This window comes from Planococcus dechangensis (assembly GCF_042654465.1).
GTDB classification, from domain to species: Bacteria; Bacillota; Bacilli; order Bacillales_A; family Planococcaceae; genus Planococcus; species Planococcus dechangensis.
The window spans coordinates 1377398-1395161 of the sequence record NZ_JBHSGL010000005.1 but is presented as its reverse complement, the minus strand read 5'-3'; the positions used below and the strand labels follow the sequence as shown (position 1 = coordinate 1395161).

General features: G+C 48.0%; 15 protein-coding genes. 12 read left to right on the top strand and 3 right to left on the bottom strand.

The genetic code is table 11. The features are described from left to right. The 8 genes from ACFO5U_RS10000 (at window position 1) to trhO (ending at window position 10452) form a co-directional block, all read left to right on the top strand. A complete protein-coding gene (locus ACFO5U_RS10000) occupies window positions 1-2145 on the top strand; it encodes a sensor histidine kinase (RefSeq protein ID WP_377278849.1) in 2145 nt (714 codons plus the stop codon). 189 nt (window positions 2146-2334) lie between these two features. Beyond that, the gene (locus ACFO5U_RS09995) at window positions 2335-3585 is read left to right on the top strand and encodes a mechanosensitive ion channel (protein WP_377278847.1); all 1251 of its coding nucleotides are present in this window, start codon (window positions 2335-2337) and stop codon (window positions 3583-3585) included. A gap of 525 nt (window positions 3586-4110) precedes the next feature. After that, complete coding sequence (locus ACFO5U_RS09990) at window positions 4111-4380, top strand: hypothetical protein (RefSeq protein ID WP_377278846.1); 270 nt, start codon at window positions 4111-4113, stop codon at window positions 4378-4380. 3 nt (window positions 4381-4383) lie between these two features. After that, window positions 4384-6030, top strand: coding sequence for a solute symporter family protein (locus ACFO5U_RS09985; protein WP_377278844.1), 1647 nt, complete (start codon window positions 4384-4386; stop codon window positions 6028-6030). After that, a complete protein-coding gene (locus tag ACFO5U_RS09980; RefSeq protein ID WP_377278842.1) occupies window positions 6031-6597 on the top strand; it encodes a hypothetical protein in 567 nt (188 codons plus the stop codon). 19 nt (window positions 6598-6616) lie between these two features. After that, on the top strand, window positions 6617-8188 hold the full coding sequence (gene mbcS / locus ACFO5U_RS09975; protein WP_377278840.1) for an acyl-CoA synthetase MbcS: 1572 nt from the start codon (window positions 6617-6619) through the stop codon (window positions 8186-8188). 196 nt (window positions 8189-8384) lie between these two features. Then, window positions 8385-9335: a 2-hydroxyacid dehydrogenase gene (locus ACFO5U_RS09970; RefSeq protein ID WP_377278839.1), complete on the top strand. Its 951-nt coding sequence runs from the start codon at window positions 8385-8387 to the stop codon at window positions 9333-9335. Between the two features lie 154 nt (window positions 9336-9489). Further along, the gene (gene trhO / locus ACFO5U_RS09965) at window positions 9490-10452 is read left to right on the top strand and encodes an oxygen-dependent tRNA uridine(34) hydroxylase TrhO (protein WP_377278837.1); all 963 of its coding nucleotides are present in this window, start codon (window positions 9490-9492) and stop codon (window positions 10450-10452) included. Window positions 10453-10509: 57 nt separating this feature from the next. Here the strand turns inward: trhO and ACFO5U_RS09960 are convergent, their stop codons facing one another. Together ACFO5U_RS09960 and ACFO5U_RS09955 are read right to left on the bottom strand one after the other, a co-directional pair. After that, on the bottom strand, window positions 10510-10638 hold the full coding sequence (locus ACFO5U_RS09960) for a hypothetical protein (RefSeq protein WP_377278835.1): 129 nt from the start codon (window positions 10636-10638) through the stop codon (window positions 10510-10512). Then, window positions 10631-11416 (bottom strand): MerR family transcriptional regulator, encoded by a 786-nt coding sequence (locus ACFO5U_RS09955; RefSeq protein WP_377278833.1) that lies wholly within the window; start codon window positions 11414-11416, stop codon window positions 10631-10633. The genes ACFO5U_RS09960 and ACFO5U_RS09955 overlap by 8 nt, the downstream gene beginning before the upstream one ends. Before the next feature lie 197 nt (window positions 11417-11613). Here ACFO5U_RS09955 and ACFO5U_RS09950 point away from each other — a divergent pair, with 197 nt between their 5' ends. From ACFO5U_RS09950 to ACFO5U_RS09940, 3 genes are read left to right on the top strand one after another with little or no spacing between them, the layout of a single operon-like run. Beyond that, complete coding sequence (locus ACFO5U_RS09950; RefSeq protein WP_377278831.1) at window positions 11614-13095, top strand: aldehyde dehydrogenase family protein; 1482 nt, start codon at window positions 11614-11616, stop codon at window positions 13093-13095. A 14-nt stretch (window positions 13096-13109) separates the two neighbouring features. Further along, window positions 13110-14276 carry a saccharopine dehydrogenase family protein gene (locus ACFO5U_RS09945; protein ID WP_377278829.1) on the top strand — a complete coding sequence of 389 codons (1167 nt, stop codon included), beginning with the start codon at window positions 13110-13112 and terminating at the stop codon, window positions 14274-14276. A gap of 15 nt (window positions 14277-14291) precedes the next feature. After that, complete coding sequence (locus tag ACFO5U_RS09940; RefSeq protein WP_377278827.1) at window positions 14292-15488, top strand: acyl-CoA dehydrogenase family protein; 1197 nt, start codon at window positions 14292-14294, stop codon at window positions 15486-15488. 42 nt (window positions 15489-15530) lie between these two features. On the opposite strand, the gene ACFO5U_RS09935 is transcribed toward ACFO5U_RS09940, so the two are convergent. Then, window positions 15531-16442: a diacylglycerol/lipid kinase family protein gene (locus tag ACFO5U_RS09935; RefSeq protein ID WP_377278825.1), complete on the bottom strand. Its 912-nt coding sequence runs from the start codon at window positions 16440-16442 to the stop codon at window positions 15531-15533. A gap of 93 nt (window positions 16443-16535) precedes the next feature. Between ACFO5U_RS09935 and ACFO5U_RS09930 the strand changes: the two genes are divergently transcribed. Beyond that, on the top strand, window positions 16536-17714 hold the full coding sequence (locus ACFO5U_RS09930) for an alanyl-tRNA editing protein (RefSeq protein ID WP_377278823.1): 1179 nt from the start codon (window positions 16536-16538) through the stop codon (window positions 17712-17714). The last annotated feature ends 50 nt before the right edge of the window (window positions 17715-17764 follow it).

The window sequence follows — 17764 nt, the reverse complement described above, 5'->3', positions numbered from 1 at the left end:
ATGAAAAAATGGATTTGGCTTATTGGCCTTTCGTTATGGTTGCTTAGTTTTTTGACGGTTCTTGATAAAGGTATGGAGTATTTTGGGAAATCCTACACCGATACCGAAGAATTTAGGTATGAATTTTCTCGTATCTCACAAGGACTGCTGTTTTTTGAGCTGGATCCATCGGAATTCAAGGTCGATCAGTCGGTCGCTTCATGGGAAATCGACCAATACCGCGCAGACAGCGCATCCTTGACGGATCAGATACAAATGGTGCGCGATCGGTTTGCAGAGGCCATCACAGCTGCGGAGGAAAATGAAGATACAGATTTAGCGGAGCAGCTTACAGAACAGCGTGACGAAGAATTATTAGCTGTTCGGGAAGAATTTACAGATGATGAAGCCGCGAAACAAGCGGTGGTGGAACAGCGCGAAATAGCACATGAACAAGCACTTCAACAATTGGCAGAGCAACAGGCAGCATTCGAGATGGAGGCTTCCGGCTATACTTATCAGTTAAAGGCATTAGGAAGCGGAGAAACGATTGCAAAAGGCACACTCGTCGATCATCCTCTTTTTGAACATGCATTCTCAGTGCAAGACCCGCTGTCTTTTTCAGGCGGTTATTGGGATTATGATTTTCAGATGGATGGTTTTGCAGGCCCATCGCCGAATGAACGCTATTCGGGCACTATCCAAATACCGAATAAGACTTTAGCAGGAAACGATTTTTTGAACGCTTCGAGCCAATTTCAGTTCATCAAAGTTTTCCTGTATTTATTGCTGATTTCGGCTATAGCTGGAGCCGTTTGGCTATATAGAAAACGGCCAGTCGATCTGGAGTGGTATACCGGAGCGGCCTATGCAAAATGGCGGAAAATAGCCATAGAATGGAAAACGCTAGTGCTTGCTATAACTACCTTGTTTGCTTTGGTAGGTGTGAACCGTTTCCTGTCGCTCTTTACAATGTCCCGGCAACATAGAAGTGCAGCGTATTTTCTGGAAATGCCCGGCGCGGCGGCGATTGCGCTGGTTTTTCTGTCGCTTCTCATTTTACAGTTGATTTGGCTATGGAAGCATTTCGGCAATTGGCAAACCTTTGCGATGGAAACTAAACAAAGCTTCACATGGAACCAGCTCCAGGCGGCAGGCGATACTTTTTTGGACCGCTCAATCGGATTTCAAATGGCTTGGGTGCTTGTGGTGGTGTTTTTCTGGGGAATCGGAACGGCGGTGATGATGATTCAGCCGGTCGTGGTCATTGTCTGGCTGCCGGCCACATTATTCATCGGTTTGCCATCGCTTCTGTTTCTCATGATTCGCCTCGGTTATTTGAACAGATTGATGAAAGGAACCGCGCAGCTTGCACAAGGCAGTATTGGAACAGAACTTGCAGTGAAAGGCAAATCCCCGCTTGCCCGGCATGCCACGCATTTGAATCTGCTTCGTGAAGGGTATGTGCAATCGGTTTCTGCCCGTACGAAAAGTGAGCGTTTGAAAACAGAGCTCATCACCAATGTCAGCCATGACCTGCGGACGCCGCTCACTTCCATCATCACCTATACCGATCTATTGAAAAATGAAAATCTCGGACCGGAAGAACGCCGGAAATATGTCGATATTCTCGATCGTAAATCAGAGCGGCTGAAAGTCCTGATCGAAGATTTGTTCGAAGTCTCGAAAATGGCGACCGGCAATGCGGACATCAATAAGCAGCGCCTGGACATGAATCAGCTATTGGCGCAGGCGCTGGCAGAACACGAGGAAGCAATCAAGGAATCCAGGCTCGATGTGCGGTTGGCCGTGCCAGACCAGCCATTGTATGCATCGGTGGATGGACAGAAATGGTGGCGGCTTCTCGATAACCTGATTTTGAATGCGACCAAATATTCGCTGCCGCACAGCCGTGTGTATATTGCACTTTCGGAACATACTGGAGAAATCGTCACGACCATCAAAAATGTGACGCGTTTTGAACTCGGAGACAACTCGGAAGAATTACTCGAGCGATTCAAACGCGGGGATACTTCGCGCCAGACGGAAGGCTCAGGGCTGGGACTGGCAATTGCACAGTCGATTGTCGACTTGCACGGAGGCCAACTGAAACTTGAGGTGGACGGGGATTTATTCAAAGTGACAGTCATTTTGTCAAAGCCATAATTATGTAGGAAACCGATTTGCAGCGCCAGCCAATAGAGCTGGCGCTTTTATATGCAGTAATCACCAATTATGAGATGGAAATCTTATAAATACCATATTAGAGTCGAATAAACTGGCAGTTTGCGTTTAAGAAAAAATATAAGGGGGATATTAAAATAGAATCATAAAATTGTAAAGGAGATGACACATTTGAATGATGTAACCAACTCGTTCCAGAATGTCGGGAATACAATCATCAACTACATTCCAAACATTCTCGGCGCCCTGTTATTGCTCGTCATCGCATGGATCGTTGCGACGATTGTCAGAGCAATCTTTTCGAAGGGGCTTAAGAAAATAGGTGCTGACAACGCCATGGTGAAAGGGCATATGGCTAAAACGAAGGAAGATGCGGATGACAAACTGGACTCTATCGGCAAAATTCTTTACTATTTAATTTTCATCCTGTTTATTCCAAGTGTTTTGAATGCGCTCGATATGCATAATGTCGCGCAGCCTATCTCTAACATGATGGATAAGTTCCTGGCATTCCTGCCGAATTTATTCCTCGCACTATTGATCCTAGTCATCGGTTACTTTGTTGCGAAGTTTGTGAAGCGCTTAGTGGAAAGCTTGCTTTCAGCTTTGAACATCGACAAATGGTTCAACAAAATGACCAACAAAACAGGCTCGACTGAGCGCATGGCACCAAGCGACCAGAACACCATGGCAAAAGTTTTGTCAAATGTGGTATTCGTCATCGTCTTGATTCCGATTGTCACTGTAGCGCTCGAAACTTTGAATATCCAGTCGATCTCTCAACCGATCGTCTCGATGCTTAACCAAGTGCTTGGCATGATCCCGAATATCTTCGTCGGCATCATCTTGATCTTGGCTGGTGTGTTCATTGCCAAATTTGTGGGCGACTTGCTCATCAGTTTGCTGAACGGCACCGGAATCAATCGCTTCTCTACTTACTTGAGCCCGGACAAAACAACAGAGCCATCATTTGATATTGCTCAAATTATCGGCAAAGTGGTCCAGGCCATCATCATCATCTTCTTCGTAGTGGAAGCTATGAATGTTCTGCAACTCGATGTGTTGAATTCGATCGGCACCGCGATTATCGCTTACTTGCCGCTTCTCATCAGTTCACTCATCATCTTGGGGCTGGGGTTGATAGGGGGCAGCATGCTCGGCAATTACATCAAACGTGCATCCGGCAATAAATTGTTTGGTGGGATCGTTAAATACGCGATCTTCGTCATCGCCATCTTCATGACACTCGACCAATTGAACTTTGCATCAAACATTGTCAATCTCGCCTTCTTATTCATCATTGCAGGACTAGCAGTGGCGTTTGCCATCGCATTCGGACTTGGTGGACGCGATTTTGCGAAGAACCAATTAGCTAAAATGGAAAAGAAAATCGAAGAAGAAGACAATAAACCGAATATGTAACATATTCCCGCTGCGCCTGGAAATTTCAGGCGCAGTTTTTTTGTGTTTATTTAGGATCATAGAAGCGTTTTAATCAGAGAGGCATTCATTTTAACCGATCAATAAATGAACAGGTCCGACAGAAAGTATGAAATAAAAACAACAAAATGCATAAAAAACCATTAATATTCATAATTCTATTGGATAAAATGTTTTTTTGATTTAGACGAAAAGTATATTTGTAAAATTTTTTTATCAAGGTTTTTTCTCAACGATTCTACAAATCCCCTATAACTATGAGGTTATTTACTAGTTGAGAGAAGAATGCCATAAAAAAATTGAAGTTAGATAGGAAAGTGCAAAATATTATCACTATAGTTATTTTAATTTTATAAAAATTCAGTTGACTCCCGTTTATGCAACCGGTTACAATCAAGTAAGCTATTACGACAATAATTTTCTGAAAGGGGAGGACATGCTGTAAATCTGAGCGAACGCTCAGTTAGGGGTGTAAAAAAGAGAACTTACACAAATGGAGGGGAAATCATGAAAGCTTACAAAAAAGAGGTGCAGTTTACGATTTGGATGACCGCTGCTTTTATTCTCGTAGGCAATGTCGGGTTGATTTTTTCAATCTTTCCGGTAGACGCAATGCTATTCGGCTTTCCGGTCATGTATATCGTGCCAATTTTAATGGGCTGGTTCGGCGTGTTCTTGCTGACGCTTGTAGCAGGTAAAATCGGCAACCGGATCGACGACGAAATTGAACGAGAAAACGACGCGCTCGGCCAAGCCGACGAAGTAAAGGAAGTGTAAGCAATGGAGCAAAACTGGCAATTGGATAATCCGATAATGGGCCTCGCGGTCGTAGGGGCGACTTTCGTTTTGTTTTACATCGTTGGCTTCCTTTCGAACCGGAAAAGTAAATCAGCGAAAGAGTTATATGTTGGCGGATCGAACGTAGGAGCGATTACGAACGGTTTAGCTATGGCTTCTACATATATGAGTCTTGCAACATTTCTTGGTATTACTGCATTAATCCTACAATTACAAGTTCCATTCATTATGCTGTGGATTCAGTTGATTCTGGCGATTCCGTTGATCACCATCATTTACGGGACAAGTTTACGGCGGATGGGCGCGTTTTCTCCGACTCATTTCATCCGTGACCGCTACGGTGTAACGGCATCGATCATCGCAGCCTTATTCATGATTTTGGTTTCGATTATGTATGCACTCGGGCAAATGATCGGAATCGCGATCACTTTTGAGACATTGCTCGGCATACCATATATTACAGGGCTATTCATTTTCGGTATTTTGATTGTCGGTTATATTACAATCGGCGGTATGGCAGGCGCTACGAACAATGCCGCTATCCAAATGGTCATCATTGCATTGATGTTCATTGTGCCGCTCGGGGCGATCATGAAAGCGATTGGCGCAACCGGATGGTACTTCCCGCCTTTGTTTTATGCGGATATGGTTCCGGCCATGTTGGATGCCTTGCCATCATTTTTTGACTACCAATTTTCACCGAAATGGTATTTCTCTATCATTCCAGCTTTGACCATCGGGGCGCTTGGATTGCCCCATTTGGCAATGCGCGTTTATACCGCTTCTACTTTAAGAAGCGCGCGTTCAGCAATGGTCTGGTTTGCATTTATTCTTGGTTTGGTCTTTTCCGCAACGTACGCAATGGGCTTTGTTGGCGTCTTTGCAACAACTACACAAGGTGTAACCATTTCGGATACGGATGCAGATAAATTGACGATTATTTTAAATATGGTCTATAACCCGGAATGGGTAACGGCGCTCGTTATTGCCGGAGCGATTTCCGCTGGACTTTCTACATTGAGCGGCAACTTGCTGGCAATCGGGGCATTGATCTCACAAGATATCATCGCCACATTGAAACCGAATATTTCGCAGCGCTTGAACTTGCGCATCGGCTTTATCGCCATTTTCCTAGGCGGTATCGCGAGTATCTTGCTCGCCATCAATCCACCGGCCTTTCTAGTCGTCAGTATTTTATGGGCATTCGGATTGGCGGGTGTCACCAACGCGCCGCTGATCATCGTCGGCGTCTGGTGGAAAGAAGCCAATAAATTCGGAGCTATTGCAGCATCTGTTGTCGGCGGGATCATCTATATCATCGTTTCGCCTTTCGTCTTCCCAAGCATCGTTTTGACCGGTCATGGCGTTACCGATGGCATGGGGCTGTCAGGTGCGATGCTGGCGGTGCCGATCAGCTTTATCTTGCTGATTGTCGTCTCATATATTACGAACCGCATTCCATCGCTTTCGAAAAAGCTGACGAAGCAAGCAGATATCGAATTGATCGAACGTATTCATGGCTGGAAAGATATTAAATCTTATCGTTATAACAGTACGCTCGGTGCAAGTATTACAGTCGTCGTGTCTGCAGCAGTTGCCATCTGGGCATTGATGCCTTGGGGAATGTAAATGAAAGAGGGAGTGGGGAAATTGGTCGGAAAAATGATAAGCCTGGATGATTCATCTTATCGATCATTCCTGCAATTACCGAAAACTAAAACGGTGAGCTGGATTTTATTGCTTATCGTGGGACTTGGCTATGGCGCGATTTCGATCGCGTCACAAGCCTCATACATAAGCAGCTTTGAATCTCCATTGCTGCAAAATTTCATCGTGCCAGGGGTCTTCATCATCTTTGGCTTATTGACGGCTTTTATCACGAAAGTCGGGATGGCGGCTTTGCTATGGGCGGGCTCTAAAGCACTTGGGGGCACCGCGCGCTATGGTACGCTTAGTATGGCAACGCCAATCGCCCTATTGCCTGGCTTGCTCGGGGCACCGCATTTGGCTGGAGTTGGCAACGGCTCGTTGTGGGTGACTGTGCTTCTCGTCATCGGCGTCGTTTGGATGTACTTGGTCAGTGTGAAAATCATTCAAGCCGTCCAAGGATTTACACCGGCGAAAGCTTATCTTTCTGCCTTGCTCGCATTTTTGTTTTTAGCAAGTGTGTATTATTTGATCATTCCTACAAACTAATCAATAGGAGGAAACTAAAATGACTGCTGAACATTTGATCGCACCGGAACAATACAATATCACTTCAGAGTTGGAAGCGTATAAAAATGATGCGGAGCGCCTCGCTGTGCGTTGGTTCGATGCTGAAGGCAACCGCGAGGATGTTACGTATAAGAATTTGTTCGCCCAAATGAATCAATATGCACAGGCACTGCTAGGGCTTGGCCTGCAAAAAGGCGACCGCGTACTGATCATTTTACCGCGAATCCCGCAAGCCTATATTACATACTTGGCATGTTTACGTGCTGGGCTTGTGGCGATCCCGTGTTCGGAAATGCTGCGCAAAAAAGATTTGGGCTACCGGATGGAGCATTCAGGAGCTAAAGCGATCGTTGCACATTATAAAACGACAGCTGAAACAAATTCGATTGAAGAACCGTATGAAGCGCTGAACAATAAGCTGATCATCGGCGGCAAAGAAGAGGGATGGAAATCACTCGAAGAGTTGGCTGCTGTGGAATCTGAGGAATTTGAAGCAGTCGACACGAACCGTGAAGACATGGCTTTTCTTTCGTATACATCGGGCACAACAGGAAACCCTAAAGGCGTTGTCCATGTCCACGGATGGGGCTATGCACATGTCCGCACCGCTGCAACTGAATGGCTCGGCGTCAAAAGCGGCGACGTCGTTTGGGCGACAGCAGCTCCGGGCTGGCAAAAATGGATTTGGAGCCCATTCCTTTCAACCATCACACTAGGGGCAACGGCATTGGTTTATCACGGTGGGTTTGATGCTCTCAAATATTTGGATATTTTAAAAGAAGAAAAAGTCAATGTGCTATGCTGCACACCGACGGAATATCGCATTATGGCAAAAGTCGAAAACTTGAATGACTATAAATTGCCGGATCTGCGCAGTGCCGTTTCAGCAGGAGAACCGCTGAACCGTCAAGTGATCGACGCATTCCAGGAAGCGTTCCATTTGAACGTGCGCGATGGCTACGGCCAGACGGAAAATACATTGCTTGTCTGCATATTGCAGGACATGGAAATGAAGCCGGGGTCCATGGGAAAACCGACACCAGGAAATCCGGTCGATATCATTAATGAAAATGGGGAACCTGCAGCACCAGGTGAAGTCGGGGATATCGCCGTGCATAAGAGCTGTCCTGCGCTATTCCGTGAATATTACCGGGACCCGGAACGGACGCATGCTGCATACCGCGGCGACTGGTATTTGACAGGTGATCAAGCTTCGCGCGATGAAGATGGCTATTTCTGGTTTGAAGGCCGCAGCGACGACATCATCATTTCGTCTGGTTATACGATTGGGCCGTTTGAAGTCGAAGATGCACTCATGAAGCATCCAGCTGTCCAGGAATGTGCAGTAGTTGCGGCACCGGATGAAATTCGAGGCAATATCGTCAAAGCGTTTGTCGTACTGCGCAACGAAATTGACAAAAATGACGGAATGGTAAAAGAACTGCAAGATCATGTTAAAGGAATTACAGCGCCGTATAAGTATCCGCGTGTCATCGAGTTTTTGACGGAACTGCCGAAAACAGCTTCCGGAAAAATCCGCCGCGTGGAATTGCGCAAATTGAATGGATAAGAAATCAAGCTGGCCGCGCTGATAACAGCGCGGCTTTTTTCTGGGCTTTGCTTGAAAAACAATCGAGAGGGTACACCCATGAGCAAGCACTGTTTAAGAAGTCCTGCTTTCGTCAATATATAGGTATACGGATAGATGAACAGAATAAAATCCTGGAGCAAATCGCAATAATTTGGAAGAAGGGCGGAGAAATTCAATGAAACCGATTTTGTTTATCACGCAAAAATTGCCTGAACAAGCAGTTGCAGATCTTCACGAAGTGTATGAGGTTCGCATGTGGCCGGAAGAAGAGCAAAATGCGCCGCGCGAGAAACTATTGGAAGAGGCGACACAAGCACAAGCATTATGGACGATGCTCGGTGACGAGATTGACCGGGAATTGTTGCAAGCGGCACCGAATTTGAAAATTGTGGCGAATTTGGCTGTCGGCTATAATAATATTGACCTGGATGCGGCAAGAGAACATAAAGTGTTTGTCACCAATACGCCTGATGTTTTGACCGAGACGACGGCTGATTTGACCTTTTCATTGATGCTCGCTACAGCACGGCGCCTTGTGGAAGCGGAAAAGACGGTAAGAAATGGAGAGTGGCAAGCATGGACGCCGATGGGCATGACCGGACAAAACGTCTACGGCACCACATTGGGCATCATCGGCATGGGACGCATCGGGGAAGCGGTGTGCCGGCGTGCGCAAGGATTCAATATGGAAGTCATCTACCACAACCGAACACGGCGGAGCTTAGAAGATGCCGTTTATGCGGAGCTGGATGACTTATTGAAACGCTCTGATTTTGTCGTCATCCTCGCGCCGTTGACAGAACAAACAAAAGGAATGATCGGCAAGCGCGAGCTGTCCTTGATGAAAGATTCGGCGATTCTCGTCAACTGCGGACGTGGCGGTATTGTAGATGAACAAGCTCTATATGATTCTTTGAAAAACAAGGAAATCTGGGGAGCGGGGCTCGATGTCTTCGAACAAGAGCCGTTGCCGCTTGATCATCCGTTGCAAACGCTCGACAACTTAACTGTCACCCCGCATATCGGAAGCGCGACCGTGCAGACCCGTTTTGCGATGATGGAGTTGAATAGAGAAGCATTGATAGCGAGTGCTAACCATAAACCGGTAAAAAACAGAGTTTGCTGAAGTTTTCGCCCCCTCTAACAGGGGGCTTTTTTGTATGTAAATGTCAAGCCTTACCGGAAGGGTAGTTGAATTATCGCTTCGCATGGGGTAAAATAGGCTAGGTTTTTCCTGCGTCAACGGGATGGGCCAAATCGAAAATCAGGAGGTATGATTCATGCAAAATCATACACATAATGTCTTATTGTATTACCTATACACACCAATCGAAAACCCAGAAGAATTTGCGGCCGAGCATTTGGCAGCCTGCAAACAACTCGAATTGAAAGGCCGCATCCTCGTCTCCCACGAAGGAATCAACGGCACTTGCTCGGGTACGCTCGAGCAAACAGAACAATACATGGAAATGATGAAGAGCGATCCACGCTTTGCTGATATCGTCTTCAAAATTGATGAAGCGGATGGCCATGCCTTCAAGAAAATGCATGTCCGCGCGAAAAAAGAAATCGTCCATCTTGGGCTTGAAGAAGATATCAACCCGAATGAATTGACCGGCACTTATCTAGAGCCGAAAGAATTTTATAGATTGATGCAAGACCAAGATACTGTTGTCATCGATGCGCGCAACGACTATGAATACGATCTCGGCCATTTCCGCGGTGCAGTGCGCCCGGACGTTGAAACATTCCGTGACTTACCGGAGTGGATCCGCGACAATAAAGAGCAGTTTGAAGGCAAGAAAATCTTGACGTATTGCACAGGCGGAATCCGCTGTGAAAAATTCTCAGGATGGCTCAAGCGTGAAGGCTTTGAAGACGTCAACCAATTGCACGGAGGCATCGTCACATATGGCAAAGACCCGGAAGTGCAAGGGAAACTATGGGATGGCCAATTGTACGTCTTTGACGAGCGGATTGCGGTGCCTGTCAACCAGGTTGAGCATACCATTGTCGGAAAAGACCATTTTACCGGCGAGCCGTGTGAGCGCTACGTCAATTGTGCAAATCCGGAATGCAACGCGAAAATCTTGTGCTCTGAAGAAAACGAACACAAATATATGCGCTCCTGCTCCGCTGAATGCCGTGAGCATCCGCGCAACCGCTATGCCTTTGAACATGGGTTAACCGGAGAACAAGTTCAGCAGCGCTTGGACGCATTGAAAGAAACAACACAATCCTAAATGGAACCGAAAAAGCCTGAACGGGAAACCCCGTTCAGGCTTTTTCATATGATAAATTTAATTGTCGAGTTCTTCTGCGCAGTCGTGGCAGATTAAGTTGCCATCGATATAGACGCCATCCAAGAAACCGTCGCGACAATAAACATCTTTACCGCAATTGCTGCACGGCCCGATAAGTTCAGGCATGCTGCAAACTTTCGGCGTGCACATGCATCGCATCTTTCAAGTAAATCGACAAGCCGTTTCCATGCTGGTCAATCGTTCGGGAGAACCGGCTATCGTTTGCATACAAATTGCCCAAGTTGCGGAACATATTCGGTGAGCATTCATAGAAGCGGTCGAGCAAATGATAATACGCGACCATTTCCTGTTGTACTGCGGGAGCGCTTGGCGGCAAATGCATGAGGGTAGCTACGGCGCGATAGATGCGGTTCGCTTCCCGTTCGATTTCTTCTAGGTTTTCCGCCTCTTTAGCTGGCTTTTCAGGAGACAAGGCGGGCTCGTCTTTGTTGTCTTCGATTTCATTTGTTACGGAAACTTCCACTTTCGGTTTTTGATACAAATCGATACGGTCCGGTGTGTGTCGAATCGAAAATGCGGCAAATCGCTGTTCGTTGCTCAAGCTTTCACCAGTGGACAATTCCTGTTGAGTAGCCCGTGCATTATCGATCAATTGCTCGATGCGGAATTTCTTCTGTTCGAGCAATTCAATATGCCGTGCCATTGCATACTCGGCATCATAGCCGTTTTTAATGATTTCCTGTATTTTTTTTAAGGAAAAATCAAGTTCTTTTAGAAAGAGGATTTGTTGCAAAAGCTTCAAATCTTCGTCGCTGTAATAGCGATAACGGTTCGAGCCTTTCGTGCTCGGTTTCATTAAATCAATACTATCGTAATGGTGCAGTGTCCTTACACTGACGCCTGCGATTTTTGCCACTTCTTGTACTTTGTACAAAATAATCACCTCTACTCTTGATTAGACTATGACGAATGGTCAGTGTCAACCGGTTAGAGGCATTTTTTTATGAAATGAACACGAATTTGCCTGTTTTTCAAAAGCATATCAAGAACTTGGTAATCGGTGTAGGAGTTTTTAGGTTTGTATGGAATAGTACTATATAGTGTAAGCGTTTACATTTATAGATCGAAAGGGGTATGGAAATGAAATTAATGAATTTTGTAAATGGGCAGTTTCAGCAGGAAGCGGGGGCGGAGTTCGTGCCTGTCATCAATCCAGCAACCGGGGAAGATCTGGCGCAAGTTCAGCGCTCGACTGCCGCTGATGTTGATGAAGCGGTGAAAGTGGCTAAAGCCGCGCAGAAAAAATGGGCGCTTGTCCCGGCTCCAAAGCGTGCAGATTACCTTTATGAAATCGGCCGCTTGATGAAAGAGCGGAAAGAACATCTCGCGACCGTGTTGACCAAAGAGATGGGGAAAGTCATTGAGGAAGGCCGCGGCGAAGTGCAGGAAGGCATTGATATGGCGTTTTATATGGCTGGCGAAGGCAGAAGAATGTTCGGCGAAACGACGCCTTCGGAACTTGCCGATAAGTTTGCGATGAGCGTCCGGGCTCCGATTGGTGTCGTTGGGCTGATCACGCCGTGGAACTTCCCTGTAGCGATCGCGACTTGGAAATCGTTTCCGGCCATTGTTGCAGGCAATACGTTCTTGTGGAAACCGGCAACAGAAACGCCGATGATGGCATACGAGATGGCGAAAATTTTTCAGGAGGCAGGCTTGCCGGACGGCGTGGCAAATATCGTCTTCGGTTCCGGATCGGAAGTTGGAACGGCGATGATCGAGCACGAAGGGATCCGTGTCATTTCGTTTACCGGTTCGACCGATACAGGCCGCAAAGTGGCCGAACTCGGCGGCCGTCACTTAAAGAAAGTGTCGCTTGAAATGGGCGGCAAGAATGCCGTCATCGTCATGGATGATGCCGATTTGGATCTTGCTGTCGACGGCATTTTATGGAGCGCATTCGGCACCGCCGGCCAGCGCTGTACAGCTTGCAGCCGGGTCATCGTGCACAAAGATGCAAAAGAACAGCTGCAGCAACGCCTGCTCGATAAGATGGAAAAATTGACAATCGGTGATGGCATGGACGAATCCATCAAAGTCGGGCCGGTCATCAATAAAAAAGCATTGGAGAAAATCCATTCCTATATTGAGATCGGCAAAGAAGAAGGCGCGCAACTGGTCAGGGGAGGCGAAATTTTAACAGGCGGCCATTATGATAAAGGAAACTATTACGCACCGACATTGTTTGTTGGCGTAACGCCAGAAATGCGCATTGCCCAGGAAGAGATTTTCGGCCCTGTCATTTCCTTGATCGAAGTCGCCAGTTTCGAAGAGGCGATCAGAGTGAATAACGGTGTCATTTACGGTTTGTCCAGCTCCATTTTCACCGCTGATGTCAACCGTGCATTCAAAGCGCAGCGCGACTTGGATACGGGCATCGTGTATATCAATGCCGGCACGACAGGTGCTGAGATCCATTTGCCATTTGGCGGCACGAAAGGAACAGGCAATGGCCACCGCGACTCTGGGGTGGCGGCACTCGATGTCTTTACTGAATGGAAGAGTGTCTATGTGGATTTCAGCGGTCGTTTGCAGCGTGCACAAATCGATAATGAAGCATAAAGGGGGCGGCAAAGATGAAGTTTGCGGTACTGGGTGCAGGGTTGATGGGCAAACAAGCGGCACGGGATTTGCTCGGCAATGAACAAGTGGAAAAAGTGATTCTTGCAGATCGGACGACTGAAAAAGCAGAAGATTTTCGTCAGCAGCTGAACGACCCGAGGCTCGAGTTAGTGAAAATGGATGCTAGCAACGACGAAGAGCTGAAAAGGATTATGCAACAAGCGGATGTCGTCATCAATGCGCTTTTCTATACTTTCAATGAAAAAGTAGCGAAGCTCGCAATCGAGTGCGGCGTCCACTCTGTCGACCTTGGTGGGCATATCGGCGGTGCCACCGACAAAGTGCTCGATATGCACGACAAAGCGCTCGAACGTGGGGTGACGGTTATCCCCGATCTTGGCGTTGCACCGGGCATGATCAACATTCTGGCAGGGTATGGAGCGAGCCAATTGGACCGTGTGGAATCGATCCGTATTTTTGTCGGCGGCATCCCCCTTCATCCGGCACCGCCGCTCGAATACAAGCATGTTTTTTCCTTAGAAGGTGTTTTCGATCATTACACCGATCCGTCGCACGTTATTCGGGGTGGCGAGCTGAAGCAGGTCGCATCGCTATCGGAAATCGAGCCGATTGATTTTGAGGGCTTTGCTGAGCTCGAGGCATTCCATACTTCAGGAGGCACCTCGACGATGACGCGGACATTCCGAGATATCGACTCATTGGAATACAAAACAATCCGCTACCGCGGGCATGCGGAGAAATTCGGGCTGCTCGTCGATCTCGGTTTGACGAGCCGCGACGGCAAAGTGACAGTGGACGGAAGCGATGTATCGCCTCGGGAAGTGCTGCTCAAAGTGCTGGAGCCGATCACCGAACTGGGAGAAGACCAAGATGCGGTGCTGTTGCGCGTTATCGTATCGGGAGTGAAAGACGATGAGGAATGCAGCTACCATTATGAGATGGTCGCAATACGCGATACGACAACCGGAGTAACTGCAATGGCGCAAGCAACAGCATACAGCATTTCCGTAGTGGCGCAAATGATTGCGGACGGCCGTATCGATAAGCGGGGAGTTTATCCGCCGGAAGAAATCGTTCCAGGGGCGGACTATATTGCTGAAATGGCAACGCGCGGCGTAACGATTCAAGAAACGGTGCAGAGGGCCACTCATCAAAACTAGCGAGGAGGAAACGGCATGGATTTTGAGCATAGTGAAGAACAAGTAATGCTGCGAAAAACCGTCCGTAAGTTTGTCGATGATGAAATTATGCCGCACGTAAAAGACTGGGATGCACAAGGGGGTTTTCCTCAAGAAATTTGGCAGCGGCTTTCAGGACTCGGGCTGATGGGCGTGTGCATTCCGGAGGCCTATGGAGGCAGCGGAATGGACTATAATTCGCTGGCCGTCGTTTGTGAGGAGTTGGAGCGGGGGGATACGACGTTCCGCACAGCCGTGTCAGTCCACACCGGACTCAATTCGCTATCGCTTTTACAATGGGGCACTGAGCAACAAAAGCAGCAGTTTCTAGTGCCCCAAGCAAAAGGGGAGAAAATCGGCGCATTCGGTTTAACAGAACCTGGGGCAGGATCGGACGTAGCAGCGCTCTCGACTACCGCAGTGAAAGACGGCGATGACTATGTATTGAACGGCCAGAAAACGTGGATTTCCTTGTGCGACCAGGCCGATCATTTTCTGATATTCGCCTATACCGATAAATCGAAAGCGCATAAAGGCATCTCCGCATTTATCGTGGAGCGTGACAGGGAGGGATTTTCCTCCAAAGCGATCAAGGGCAAACACGGCATCCGTGCCGGCAATACCGGTGAGTTGTTTTTAGAGGATGTCCGCATTCCAGGAAGCAATCGGCTCGGGGACGAAGGCGAAGGTTTTAAAATTGCGATGGCCTCACTCGATAATGGACGTTTTACGGTGGCCGCCGGCGCGTGCGGCTTGATTCAAGCCTGTCTGGAGGCCAGCATAGATTATTGCCGGACGCGCACCACGTTCGGCAAACCGATCGGCGAGCATCAGCTTGTCCAGCAAATGCTCGCCAATATGGAAGCCGGCTATCAAATGAGCCGTTTGCTCGTCTACCGTGCAGGGGAGTTAAAAAACAGCGGCAAGCGCAACACGCGCGAAACTTCACTCGCCAAATGGCAAGCATGCGATTTTGCCAGTAAGGCAGCGGACGATGCGGTGCAGATCCACGGCGCTTACGGCTATTCGGATGATTACCCGGTAGCCCGTTATTTGCGAAACTCGAAAGCACCGGTCATTTACGAAGGGACCCGTGAAATCCACACGATTATGCAAGCTGAATACGTACTTGAAAAACGCAAAGATGGATCATTAAACCGGATGCTGCCTGCATGGCCATTCGAAGAAAAATAAAAATCGCCGGGCAAGCTGCCCGGCGATTTTTATTGTGAAGCTTCAAACAAATGCATTGTCCACATTCGGCACAAGCAAATTCAAATTGCCGGGTTGAATATGGATTGATGCAGGCGTTTTCATGTAGATTTCGCCGTCTGTGTCGATATCCATCGGCGACGGTGTACGGATTTCGATTTGCTTGCCCTGTAAATGGATGATGTGTTCGAGCCCTTCGGATGGAAGTTCCGGGTTTGAAAGGGAAAACCATTCCCGGATCGCAGCAAACGACGAGCTCTGGATGATGAAAACATCCAATAAGCCATCTGCTGGATCAATGCTCTGCAATGGAAACAGGTGCGTGCCGATCGATTTGCCGTTCATCACCAGAACGAGGACGGCTTCTTCTTCATAGTCTTGGCCATCGACAGTGAGCGATACATGAAACGGCTCAGCTTGCCTCATCGTTTGCATGGCACTCATAAAGTAGCTGAGTTTGCCATAGCGTTCTTTTAAATCGGGATCGATATTAAAAGATGCATCGGTAATCAGCCCGATGCCTGCAAAATTCAAAAAAGTGCCATCGTTGATGATAGCTGTATCGACTTTTTGTACATTGCCCTGGCTGATGCTGCTTGCTGCTTCGTCGAGGAACAGCGGAATGCCCATCGTTCTGGCAAAGTCGTTGCACGTGCCGCTTGGCAAAATGCCTAAAGGCGGTGGATTGTCGATCGGCGCAAGTGCGCGCGCTGCCAAATGCACCGTTCCGTCTCCGCCAGCGACAAATAAAGCATCCGCACGCTCGCCAGAAGAACGGCAGACCGTTTCGAACTCTTCCGGTGAATCGGTTTTGATGAGCTCCAGCGTTTTCGATATGGCCGCAAGCTTCGGCACCGCTAAACTCATCATCGCATCTACCGTGGACGGTCCAGCCTGTGCATTATACAATAATATGGAATGTGTAAATCCGGACATGTAAAGCCCTCCGTTCGGTTTCGTTACTTATCCATTCCACTGCAAGGAAGCTAGTAAACGCGAACAGCAACTTAGTTGAAAAGGAGTGTACATATGACGAGAAAATTGTATTACGAAGATCCTTTTTTAAAGCAAGCGCAAGTCACTGTGACTGCGTTCGATAAAGATTCACGAGGACAATATGCCGTGCTCGATCAAACATGCTTTTATCCCGAGGGAGGAGGCCAGCCAGCGGACTATGGCACAATTGGGGAGTGTACTGTCATTGATGTGCAAAGCGTGGAAGGGGACATCCGCCATTACATAGACCGTCCGCTCGAGACAGGAAACTTTTTGGCGACGCTCGACTGGCAGCGCAGATGGGATCATATGCAGCAGCATGCCGGGCAGCATTTGCTCAGCGCATTACTAGAAGATGGACACGGCTACGAGACGACCAGCTTCCATCTTGGGGCGGAGCGGGTGTCGATCGACCTTCACCAGGCCGCGATCGATCCATATGCGTTGCAGCAAGTAGAACTAGAAGCCAATCGCCTGATCAGCGCTCACTTGCCGATGCGCACTCGCACGGTGAACGAAAGCGAACTCGATAAATTGGAACTCAGAAAACCACCGGCAGTCAATGGGAACATCCGGCTGGTGGAGATTGAAGGCGTCGATTTAAATGCATGTGGCGGAACGCATCCTGATAACACAGCTGGCATCGGCTTGCTGAAAATCGTTGGTACGGAAAAAGCGAAAGGCGGCACACGGCTATACTTCCTTTGCGGAGAGCGGGCACTCGCCTTTTTCGCCAGTTTGAATGAAACGGCGGATAAGTTGGTTGCCAAACTTCAGTCACCGCTTCCGGATCTCACGCGAGCCGTCGATTATTTGCTGGCTGAAAAACTGGCAGCCGACAAAGAAATTATCGAATTGAAGAAACAGCTCATTCTGGCAGAAGCGAAGAGCTTGTCACCTGAAGGCGGCCTCATCATCCAGCAATTCGGCGACCGCCCAGTAAAAGAATTGCAGCAGCTCGCACGGCTCGCGGCCGAAAAGCATCCGTCCGCCCATATGCTATTTGCTGCGCAACAAAATGGCCGCATACGCTTAGTCTGTGCTCGGGGCACAGAATCCACTGCAGATATGCGCGAAACATTAAAGCGCCTTCTAGAAGAGACGGATGGCAAGGGAGGAGGAACATCAGCCCTTGCACAAGGAGGCGGCCAGAGCGACGTGGAGTTTGAGCGCTTCCGTGAAATTTTCCAGCAGCTTCATGCCGCAAATTGAAGAATGACTGTAACTTTTCTGTGCGTCAAAAGGTCTAATGAGGAAATGGC

What these genes read in the sequence shown, in the direction of transcription:
- trhO (WP_377278837.1), top strand. Translation starts at nt 9,490, where the DNA reads ATGCAAAATCATACACATAATGTCTTATTGTATTACCTATACACACCA.
- ACFO5U_RS09970 (WP_377278839.1), top strand. Translation starts at nt 8,385, where the DNA reads ATGAAACCGATTTTGTTTATCACGCAAAAATTGCCTGAACAAGCAGTT.
- ACFO5U_RS09935 (WP_377278825.1), bottom strand. Translation starts at nt 16,442, where the DNA reads ATGTCCGGATTTACACATTCCATATTATTGTATAATGCACAGGCTGGA.
- ACFO5U_RS09950 (WP_377278831.1), top strand. Translation starts at nt 11,614, where the DNA reads ATGAAATTAATGAATTTTGTAAATGGGCAGTTTCAGCAGGAAGCGGGG.
- ACFO5U_RS10000 (WP_377278849.1), top strand. Translation starts at nt 1, where the DNA reads ATGAAAAAATGGATTTGGCTTATTGGCCTTTCGTTATGGTTGCTTAGT.
- ACFO5U_RS09940 (WP_377278827.1), top strand. Translation starts at nt 14,292, where the DNA reads ATGGATTTTGAGCATAGTGAAGAACAAGTAATGCTGCGAAAAACCGTC.
- ACFO5U_RS09990 (WP_377278846.1), top strand. Translation starts at nt 4,111, where the DNA reads ATGAAAGCTTACAAAAAAGAGGTGCAGTTTACGATTTGGATGACCGCT.
- ACFO5U_RS09945 (WP_377278829.1), top strand. Translation starts at nt 13,110, where the DNA reads ATGAAGTTTGCGGTACTGGGTGCAGGGTTGATGGGCAAACAAGCGGCA.
- ACFO5U_RS09980 (WP_377278842.1), top strand. Translation starts at nt 6,031, where the DNA reads ATGAAAGAGGGAGTGGGGAAATTGGTCGGAAAAATGATAAGCCTGGAT.
- ACFO5U_RS09930 (WP_377278823.1), top strand. Translation starts at nt 16,536, where the DNA reads ATGACGAGAAAATTGTATTACGAAGATCCTTTTTTAAAGCAAGCGCAA.
- ACFO5U_RS09960 (WP_377278835.1), bottom strand. Translation starts at nt 10,638, where the DNA reads ATGCCTGAACTTATCGGGCCGTGCAGCAATTGCGGTAAAGATGTTTAT.
- mbcS (WP_377278840.1), top strand. Translation starts at nt 6,617, where the DNA reads ATGACTGCTGAACATTTGATCGCACCGGAACAATACAATATCACTTCA.
- ACFO5U_RS09985 (WP_377278844.1), top strand. Translation starts at nt 4,384, where the DNA reads ATGGAGCAAAACTGGCAATTGGATAATCCGATAATGGGCCTCGCGGTC.